This window comes from Kangiella sp., from assembly GCF_014762745.1.
GTDB lineage: Bacteria > Pseudomonadota > Gammaproteobacteria > Enterobacterales > Kangiellaceae > Kangiella.
On the sequence record NZ_JABURJ010000038.1, the window covers coordinates 1 to 9,271 of the forward strand.

Sequence of the window (9,271 nt, forward strand, 5' to 3'; positions counted from 1 at the left end):
CGGCTAGAACGTTCAATTGATTGAAATCGGTAATCGTCACTTCTTTATCTTTTATGGCAATCAAACCATTTTGTTGAAGTTTTGTGAAGAGACGGCTGACAGTTTCAACTGCCAAACCTAGATAATTGGCGATGTCGCCACGCGTCATAACCAGGTTAAAACAGGTGCGTGATAATCCACGTTTGCCGAAGCGGCTGGATAGGTTAACCAGAAAAGCAGCCAAACGCTCGTCGGCGCTTTTCTTGTTGAGTAGTAACATTAACTCCTGATCATCATGAATTTCACGACTCATGACTCGTACAAGCTGCTGTCTCAAACCCGGAATTTCGCCCGATAGCATTTCCAGCTTGTGATATGGGATGGTGCAAACCATTGAAGTTTCCAGTGCTTTAGCCATGCTGGGGTGCTTACCCGAGCTGATGGCATCCAGACCAATGATTTCACCAGCAAGATGGAAACCCGTGATCTGCTCTTCGCCACTTTCAGAAATGGTATAGGATTTTATACAGCCCGAACGAACCGCATAAATCGCCTGGAATTCTTCACCGGCATGGAACAGCATCTCATTCTTATTGAGAGGCTTTTTCCGTTGGATAATGCTGTCCAAATGCTCTACTTCAGATTCAGCCAGCATTACCGGTAAACAGAGTTGATTAATACTACAACTTTGACACTTAATTGATGGCAACGCCATAAGATTCACACACCTTAAATATTTGTCCCAGTGTATTACATTCTGCCCATTTTTTAAATCAATTTAGGTGCAATCATATCGCCTTAGAATACGTCGGAATGATGTTAACTTCCTTGAAATAGGCGTCAAAAACCATGCAAATGTTACGAATTAACAATCTGCCAGCATCATTAACTTGAATTCCTGTGTCGCTGACATTAAGCAGACCATCTTCCTCAAAACGCACCAACGACTCCAATTCTTCTGCAAAGTACTCTTTGAAGTTGATATTGAAGGCTTTTTCAATGTCACTAAAGTCGAGTTTGAAGTGGCAAATCAATTGCATAATCACTTCACGACGCAGCAGATCGTCATCTTCTAAATAGCAACCGCGCCATACCGCAAGCTCGCCCGCTTCGACTCTTTCATAGTACTCGTCAAGACCACGCATACTCTGGCTGTAGCTATTATCCACCTGACTGATGGATGAAACACCCAGTCCTACCAAATCACATTCTGCGTGAGTGGTGTAGCCCTGGAAGTTACGATGTAAATCACCATGTTCCTGAGCCTGAGTCAACTCATCATGCGGCAAGGCAAAGTGATCCATACCGATATAAACGTAACCCGCTTCAGTTAGCTTATTAATCGCTGACTCAAGAATCCGTAACTTTTCCGCAGGCGATGGTAAGTCGTATGCATTGATGCGACGTTGCGGCTTAAAGCGATGCGGCAAGTGAGCATAATTAAACACCGATAAACGATCCGGAGCCATTGTAATAATTTTATCAATCGTTTCATTAAAACTATCGACTGTCTGATGTGGCAAGCCGTAAATCAAATCAATATTGATGGAATTAAAGCCATGGCGACGTGCCTGTAACAGCAGATGACGCGTGTCTTCTTCGGGTTGAATACGATTTACTGCTTTTTGTACTTCAGGATTAAAATCCTGGACACCCATGCTCAAACGGTTGAATCCAGCGTGAGCCAGACTGGCCATGGTTTTGTGATCAACGCTACGCGGATCAATTTCTATAGAAAACTCACCATCGTCATCATCAAACTCAAACAATTCTCTCAGATCACTGACCAGTTTCTCAATCTGCTCATTCGACAGGAAGGTTGGCGTACCGCCACCCCAGTGGATCTGGGTCACTTTGCGACCTTTAACATAAGGCGCGATCATTTCCGCTTCTTTAATCAAAGCCTTTAAGTAGCGATCAGCTTTTGATTTGTCCTTGGTAATGACTTTATTACAGGCGCAGTAATAGCAGATGTTTTCGCAGAAAGGGATGTGCAAATACAAAGACAATGGCTTGCCTTGATTCGAGGTTTTCAGGGTATTGATAAAGTCCTCAATACCAAAATCATCACTGAACTGTAATGCGGTCGGATAGGAAGTGTAACGAGGTCCAGCGATGTTGTATTTTTCAACAAGTTCGCGGTTCCAGATTGATGATTTAGGCATAGCCTACACCTGTTTTGCTTTACGATGGATACAGGATAGGTAATTTAAGGAACAAGCGGATTGATCTAGATCAACCCGCCTTCAGTCAGATTTAATTCAATAAACTCAATCGGTTAAAAAGATGCATTTTCTATGCATTTTCTAATCGTTCAGCCATTTCGGATAACTTTAAGTTAGCGCAGGCACCAGCTGAAACCCGCTCCTGCAATGACTGACTTGATGATCGACTGGCAAGATCTTGATAATTGTCTTTCAATTGCTGGTAAGCTTGCCTGAACGGCACACCTTCACGCGCCAGCTCAACAGCCTTATCTGTCGCAAACATGGCTGGCTCAATGGCCTTTTCACAATCGGTATGACAAATATCAATACCTGACAGCAGCTCGGGCACTAATACAAGACATGACAAAGATTCCGTTATGCCATTGATTAATGGTGCTTTAGTGTTCTGTAGATCACGCTGATAGCCACTAGGCAATGACAATAATGACTCAATTTCATTGTAAGCACCCACCAACTTGGCATATTGAGCTCGCATCAGCTCCACCGTATCTGGATTCTGTTTATTGGGCATAATGGATGAGCCGGTACTAAACAGGTCAGATAACTTTACCAGATTAAACTCAGCGCTGGTAAATAAACTCAGATCCCATGCCAGACGTCTCACATCCAGCATCGCCTGCTTAAAAGCCGTCAGTACCTGCAGCTCAAACTTGCCACGACTGTTTTGCACATACATCGGATTAATTTGCATCCGCGCAAAGCCCAGTGCTTCAGTTGTATAGTCACGATCAAGCGCTAAATTAACCCCATAGCCTGCAGCTGTACCCAGTGGGTTTGCATCAATCCAGTCGAGCGTCTGTTGCGCCAGTTGCGCATTATCACAAAAAGACTCAGCAAAGCTGGCAAACCATAATCCCCAACTGGAAACTACCGCTCTTTGGATGTGGGTATAACCCGGCATCACGCTATCTGCATGCTGCTCCGCCTGGGTTAAACACACCTGTGAAATCCTCACGCAGACTTGCTTAAGATCGAGCAAGGCCTTTTTACAATACAACCGAGTGGCAACCGCTACCTGATCATTACGGCTTCTGCCGGTATGAATTTTTTTGCCAAGATCGCCTAGCTGCTCAGTCAAAAAATATTCGATTGCGGAGTGCCCATCTTCGAATGTCTGATCGAGAACAAACTGGCCGTTTTCAAATTGGGATAATAATTCATCCAGACTTGCTGTGATTTGATTAAGCTCAGTTTGAGTTAAGATAGCAATTCGTTGCAAACCTTGGGCGTGGACTTTGCTGGCCTGTATATCAAATTGAAACAGATGCTGATCAAGTATTACATCCTGACCTGACATGAACTGTTCGACTCTTTGTTGCAGCTCACTTTTTTCGTTATCTTTCGTTGCCCACAATTGTTTTGGCTTAGTCATAATCAATGGCCTCTAAAGAATTAAGATTGAATGCCTGGTTAGCATTTTGCAGTGCCTGGATCGCAGCACCTTTTAATAAATTATCCAGAACGCAGCAAACTACAAGATGTTTACCGCTTTGATCGAGTTTAAAACCGCCGACAATCGCTCCAGCTTTGCCTTGAATTTCTTTGACCAGCGGAATGGCCTTAGTCACTTTTATCAAAGGATGCTCCCGATAAAGACTTTGATACAGTTCAATAACAGCTTCTTCTGTCATAGCTTGCTGCAAACTGATATGAGAGGTCATGGAAATTCCACGAAAAAAACTGACAACGTGAGGCGTAAACTTTACATCCATCGCAAGGTGCCGACTCACTTCTTTTTCATGCAGATGTTCTGATAATTGATAAGGGATAAGGTTATTTTCCAGTAGCTCAGGATTATTCTTGTCGCTAGGACTGGTTCCCGCACCGCTATATCCTGAAACACCAAAACAGTGCGTCACCCCCTCTAATAAAGACACCACCGGTGTTAAAGACAGCTGCATGGCCGTGGCATAACAACCGGGATTGCTGATCCGTGTACTAGCTATTTGTTGATTAAGTTCAGGCAAACTATAATACCAACTGTCGTCAAATCTATAATCTGCGCTCAAATCAATAATCACTGACTGGCTAGATATGAGTTCTATCTGCTCAACATAGGCTTGCGCGAATCCATTGGGAAGCGCAAGAAAAATCAGGTCATATTGCCCTTCTGCTACTTCGACGGAATCAGCACTCTGATAAACCAAAGGCTGTTTGCTGTAACCTTCAACCGCCTGTCCCTGCTTGCCACGTGACACCGCTAACTCTAATTCAAAAAAAGGATGCCGGTTCAATAGCTTAATCAACTCATTACCTACGTATCCTCTGGCTCCGACCAGAGCAACTCTGTACTTGTTAATAGCACTCATGACAGCTCTCCTGAATTAACAGTGCGCGGCCGGCTTATCGCCTGTTGCACACAAGATTGAATTAATGAGAAGTCATTAATTCCCCGCCAGAAGACGTTCCATTCTTTGCCACGAACAAAACCATCAGCCATTGAAAAGTAAAATTTATTAATTGGATTGTGCGACGAAGCTCGCCAGAACAACTGAGTATTGTCATGCAACATCGTATTCCAGACTGCCGTTCCTAATCCCTCTCCCTTAGCTGAATCATCCACTACAAATTTATCCAGATATGGAATGGCGTAATCATGAATGACAATAGTTGCAGCTCGATAACATTCGGTCACATAAGCTTTGTGCAACTGTGTTTGTTCGAAATAGTTGTGCTGCAAACGCTGACCGAATGATGACTCAATCAAGTCCGCTAATTTGTTCTTATGAAGTTGTTTCCAGTCACAAAACTCAATAATTTTTTCACCTTTGTTGACCAGAGTTCCTGACCCTCTGTCAGTAAATAATTCTTTAGCAACTAAACTGGGTTTAGTAATTGAAACAGAAGTAGCGCTGGAAACACTATTTAATAATTCATGAATCTGTTGTAGCTTCAGCTTCATACCCGAATGTAGCCAATCCTGCTGTATCAGGTAGTCATAATCATTCTGCAAACTGATGGCTGGTATTAACTTGCCATCGGCATCAAGTATGCCACCTGTACTGGTTAAAAATACCACCTTATAAGGCTCAATAGTTTTCGCTAAAGCCAAAGTTGCAGTATCTGCATTAATGTTAACAATCTGACCCTGTTCTGTTTCACCTAATGGACTGACAACTGGAATGGCACCGTTTCTAACGCTCTCAATCAAGTCATGATCATGCACTGATTTAATAGCTCCGACCAGACCAAGCGTTTCGTTTTCCAGCTCACATTCAAAAATTCCTGAATAAAATGATGCGGCATCCACACCTGAATTTTTTAACGTATTAACTAGATTATGATTCTCAGATATAAAAACTTTGCGTGCGATTTTTAGCACTTCGGAATTGGTGACACGTTTGCCATCAACAAATTGAGCATCTATTTTTTCCAGTTCCAGCTGCTCATTAAGCTGCGGGCCAGCACCATGCACCACAATGGGTGTTAAACCAACCTGTTGTAAGAATGATAATGACGATACCAGATTATCAATGTCTTCTTTGAGGATCCCTCCGCCTACTGTAATGATGGCAAACTTCATGCCTTCATTACTGGAAAACCTTTTCAGATATTTACGGATTTCACTTTCGCTACCCATGTTATTGAGCAACCGAATAATGGTTTCTTTGACTTTATGATTAGTCATCACCAAGCATCCTCCAATAATTCATAACCACAGTTTTCAGGTCACTGAGCGCAACCCATTCATTGGCGGTATGCGCCTTATCAATATTGCCAGGGCCATAAACAATCGCTGGAAGGCCCGCCGCAGAAAACAAAGCGGCTTCTGTCCAGAAATTCACTGGTTCGCTAATCTCTAAACCCAGCTTGTTTGCCAGTAATGTATTTCCTAATTCATTTTGACCGGAATGGTTTTCAGCAAGCACCGAAGGGAATGAAGGCGCAATGAACTTTGCAGTAACTGAGACAGGATAACTCGTCTTAATTGAGCTAACCATTTCTTGTATTTTTTGTTGTGGATCCTCTCCTGGCAATGGCCTGATACCCATGTGCAGAGTGACACTTGGTGCAATGATATTAGGTTTAACACCACCCTCTATCTTGCCTAGATTAAGGCAGACACCGTGCAGATTATGATAGTTCGATTCTAGCTCAGCTGTCGCCCATTCAATCGCCTGCGTCATCCAGCTCGTGGCCTGATGGATAGCATTTTCGGTTAGCGTTCGAGACTCAGAACTGTGACCACTTTTTGCCGTAAAAGACACTTCGGCAGTGGCGACACCGCGATGCGCCAACACTGCTTTACACTGTGTGGGTTCCGCCACTATCACACCAGCGTAGTTATGCTTCTGCTGCAAAAATGATTTAACACAGAGACTGTTGCCATACTCTTCATCCGATGAAAAAAGCACGGCATAATCGCTCAAGCCCTGTTCAACACAGGCCAGGAAACAGGCGGCTGCACCTTTGATGTCACAACTGCCAAGACCATAAGCTTTATCATCTTTAACAGTTAAGACAAAAGGATCAGTTTCCCACCCCTGCGCCACCGGCACTGTATCTATATGAAAATTGAATAAATATTCCGGCTGACCTTTAACTGCATAGACATTAATTGAACCATCCCCATAGTCCATGATCTCCACTTGAGCGTCACTTAACTGCTCAGTTAAATAGTCAATGATTCCAGACTCTTGAATTTTGCGTGGCGGATTGCAGGTGTCAAAAGCCACTAATGCCTGCAAGTGCTTAATGGTTTTTTCTAAAAGTATTGAGGTCATGCGGTACCTTCTTGTTCTTGCTGTTCTTGCTTCACTTTGGACCAGATTGCAGTGCTGTTGCCGTACAACTGAATAAAACCTACCGCTTCTTCAATTCCCCAACTGGCACTTTGTGCGTAGCTGGCATCTTTGCTGCTTAGAATAGCGGAACTGTTTACGGCAACCACCTGCATCTGTCCGGCATAGATCAATAGTTCAACCGTGCCATTTACATGCGCCTGAGTCGAAGCAAGAAACTGATGCAAATCATTACACAAAGGATCAAAGTAAAAACCTTTGTAAACCAGCTCTGTCCACTTATCAGCGACCTGAGGTTTGAATTGATTTTGCCACTGAGTCAGCACCACCTCTTCGATGGCCTGATGCGCTTTTATCAGACCAAACAGGGCTGGCGCTTCAAACACGATACGACCTTTCAGTCCAATCACCGTATCCCCGGTATAGATACTGCGTCCGACTCCGTACTGTCCCAAAGTCTTGTTAAGCAATTGCATGATCTCAACGCCAGCCATCTTTTGACCATTGACTGCCACCACTTCCCCTTTGACAAAATCCAAAGTTAATTTTTGTGACTGCTGTGGAAAGTCATGATAGTGATTGGTTAGCACATAGGTGTCATCTTGCGGCTCCTGCCACTGATCAATTTCACAACCGGAAATAGTCACGCCCAGCAAGTTTTCATTAATGCTGTATTTTTTATGTTCGGTTGAAGTTTCAAATCCTTTGTCGTGCAAATATTTAATTTCATAATTTCTCACGTCTTTAACTTGCTGTTGAATATCCCTTATCGGCGATAAGATGATGTAATCACCCAATGCCTTAATCGAAATATCAAAACGTACCTGATCGTTGCCCATCCCAGTACAACCATGCGCAACAATGTTGGTACCCAATTGCTGGCACAACTTGATCGACTCTTTGGCAATCAGATAACGGTCGGCGCACAACAAGGGATACTGACCCTGATATTTTGAGTTGCCCCAAACCAGAGGTGTAATGATTTCTTGCCACAACATCTGTTGCGCGTCTACTTGCCAATGCTGCTTGGCACCCAACTGCAAAGCACGCTTTTCAATTTGCTGACACTTTTCAGCATTAACCCCGCCAGTGTTAACAAACAGGGTGTGCACCTCATAACCTTTGCCCATTAGATAAGGCACACAGAAACTGGTATCCAAACCGCCTGAAAATGCTAGAACAACTTTGTTTTGACTCATGACTATTACCTATGGCTATTCATTCAAGAGGAATGATGGTTAACTAAAAAATTCATTAAAGACTTTTGTACGTGCAGACGGTTTTCTGCTTCCTGAATCGCAACGCAGTAATCGGCATCCATAACGGCATCGGTTGCTTTGACATTACGTCTGAGTGGTAGGCAGTGACTGAATAGTCCCTGGTTGGTCATTGCCATTTTGTGCTCATCGACAATGAAGTGCTTGTATTGATCGCGGATCAGTTTTTCCTTTTCCCATTGACCGAAGTATGGCAAAGCTCCCCAGCTTTTGGCATAGACAATCTCAGCCCCGGTATAGGCTTCTTCAATATCGTGAGTTACGGTCAAGTTCTGATGATTTTGTTGACAGTTGCTTTGTGCCGACTGCATATAATGTTCATCTAAAACGTACTCTTTGGTCGGGCACAGCAAGGTGACATCCATGCCAAATTTACTGGCGATCATGAGTGCTGAGTTGGCCACCGCTGTATTGAGTGGTTTCGGGTGATAGGTCCAGGTCAGCACATACTTTTTTCCCTGCAATTCACCGAGCTTTTCCTGCAAGGTCATAATGTGAGCCAATTCCTGACAGGGATGAGTAATCGTTTCCATGTTAATCACCGGTACGCTGGCGTATTGGGCAAAGCTTTTAAGCAGGGTGTCCAATTTGTCTTGCTGCCAGTCAACGAATTTAGGGAAAGCTCTAATCGCAATCAGATCACAATAAGAAGAAAGGACCTGTGCGACCTCTTTGACGTGCTCCTCTGCCTCGCCATCCATGACTGAGCCCAGTTCAAACTCTATCGGCCAGGCATCTTTTCCGGGTTGCAACACAACCGCGTGACCACCGAGTTGTTCTATGCCAATTTCAAAGCTGGTGCGGGTACGCAATGAAGGGTTGAAAAACAACAGCGCTATGCTTTTGTTTTTCAACAAAGATTGGATTGGAGATTGTTTCAGATCTTTGGCAAAGTCCAGAATCTGTTGCAGATCCGGTTTTGACCAATTCTCTGTTGTAAGAAAATGCTGCATGTTAATTACCTTCGCTCAGAGCCAGCGGCAGGTTTTCATGCAAGCATAAAAAAACCCAGCCGTTGGCTGGGTTTCAAAATCTAGTTACATAC

At 43.7% G+C, this 9,271-nt stretch carries 8 protein-coding genes; all 8 read right to left on the reverse strand.

Going from position 1 to position 9,271, the window contains the following annotated elements; translation table 11 throughout:
- Positions 1-694, reverse strand: a 694-nt coding sequence (gene fnr, locus HUJ19_RS02355) for a fumarate/nitrate reduction transcriptional regulator Fnr (RefSeq protein ID WP_290622022.1), incomplete at its 3' end; no start/stop codon positions are given.
- A gap of 73 nt (positions 695-767) precedes the next feature.
- Positions 768-2,144: an oxygen-independent coproporphyrinogen III oxidase gene (gene hemN / locus HUJ19_RS02360; RefSeq protein WP_290622024.1), complete on the reverse strand. Its 1,377-nt coding sequence runs from the start codon at positions 2,142-2,144 to the stop codon at positions 768-770.
- A gap of 130 nt (positions 2,145-2,274) precedes the next feature.
- Positions 2,275-3,579, reverse strand: coding sequence for an argininosuccinate lyase (gene argH, locus HUJ19_RS02365; protein WP_290622026.1), 1,305 nt, complete (start codon positions 3,577-3,579; stop codon positions 2,275-2,277).
- The gene (gene argC, locus HUJ19_RS02370; protein ID WP_290622028.1) at positions 3,572-4,516 is read right to left on the reverse strand and encodes an N-acetyl-gamma-glutamyl-phosphate reductase; all 945 of its coding nucleotides are present in this window, start codon (positions 4,514-4,516) and stop codon (positions 3,572-3,574) included. The genes argH and argC overlap by 8 nt, the downstream gene beginning before the upstream one ends.
- A complete protein-coding gene (locus HUJ19_RS02375; RefSeq protein ID WP_290622030.1) occupies positions 4,513-5,835 on the reverse strand; it encodes an acetylglutamate kinase in 1,323 nt (440 codons plus the stop codon). Before HUJ19_RS02375 ends, argC begins: the two co-directional genes overlap by 4 nt.
- Positions 5,828-6,931, reverse strand: a complete 1,104-nt coding sequence (locus tag HUJ19_RS02380; RefSeq protein ID WP_290622032.1) for an acetylornithine deacetylase — start codon at positions 6,929-6,931, stop codon at positions 5,828-5,830. The genes HUJ19_RS02375 and HUJ19_RS02380 overlap by 8 nt, the downstream gene beginning before the upstream one ends.
- Positions 6,928-8,148: an argininosuccinate synthase gene (locus tag HUJ19_RS02385; RefSeq protein ID WP_290622034.1), complete on the reverse strand. Its 1,221-nt coding sequence runs from the start codon at positions 8,146-8,148 to the stop codon at positions 6,928-6,930. Before HUJ19_RS02385 ends, HUJ19_RS02380 begins: the two co-directional genes overlap by 4 nt.
- A 23-nt stretch (positions 8,149-8,171) precedes the next feature.
- Positions 8,172-9,179, reverse strand: a complete 1,008-nt coding sequence (locus HUJ19_RS02390) for an N-acetylornithine carbamoyltransferase (protein WP_290622036.1) — start codon at positions 9,177-9,179, stop codon at positions 8,172-8,174.
- Between the last annotated feature and the right edge of the window lie 92 nt (positions 9,180-9,271).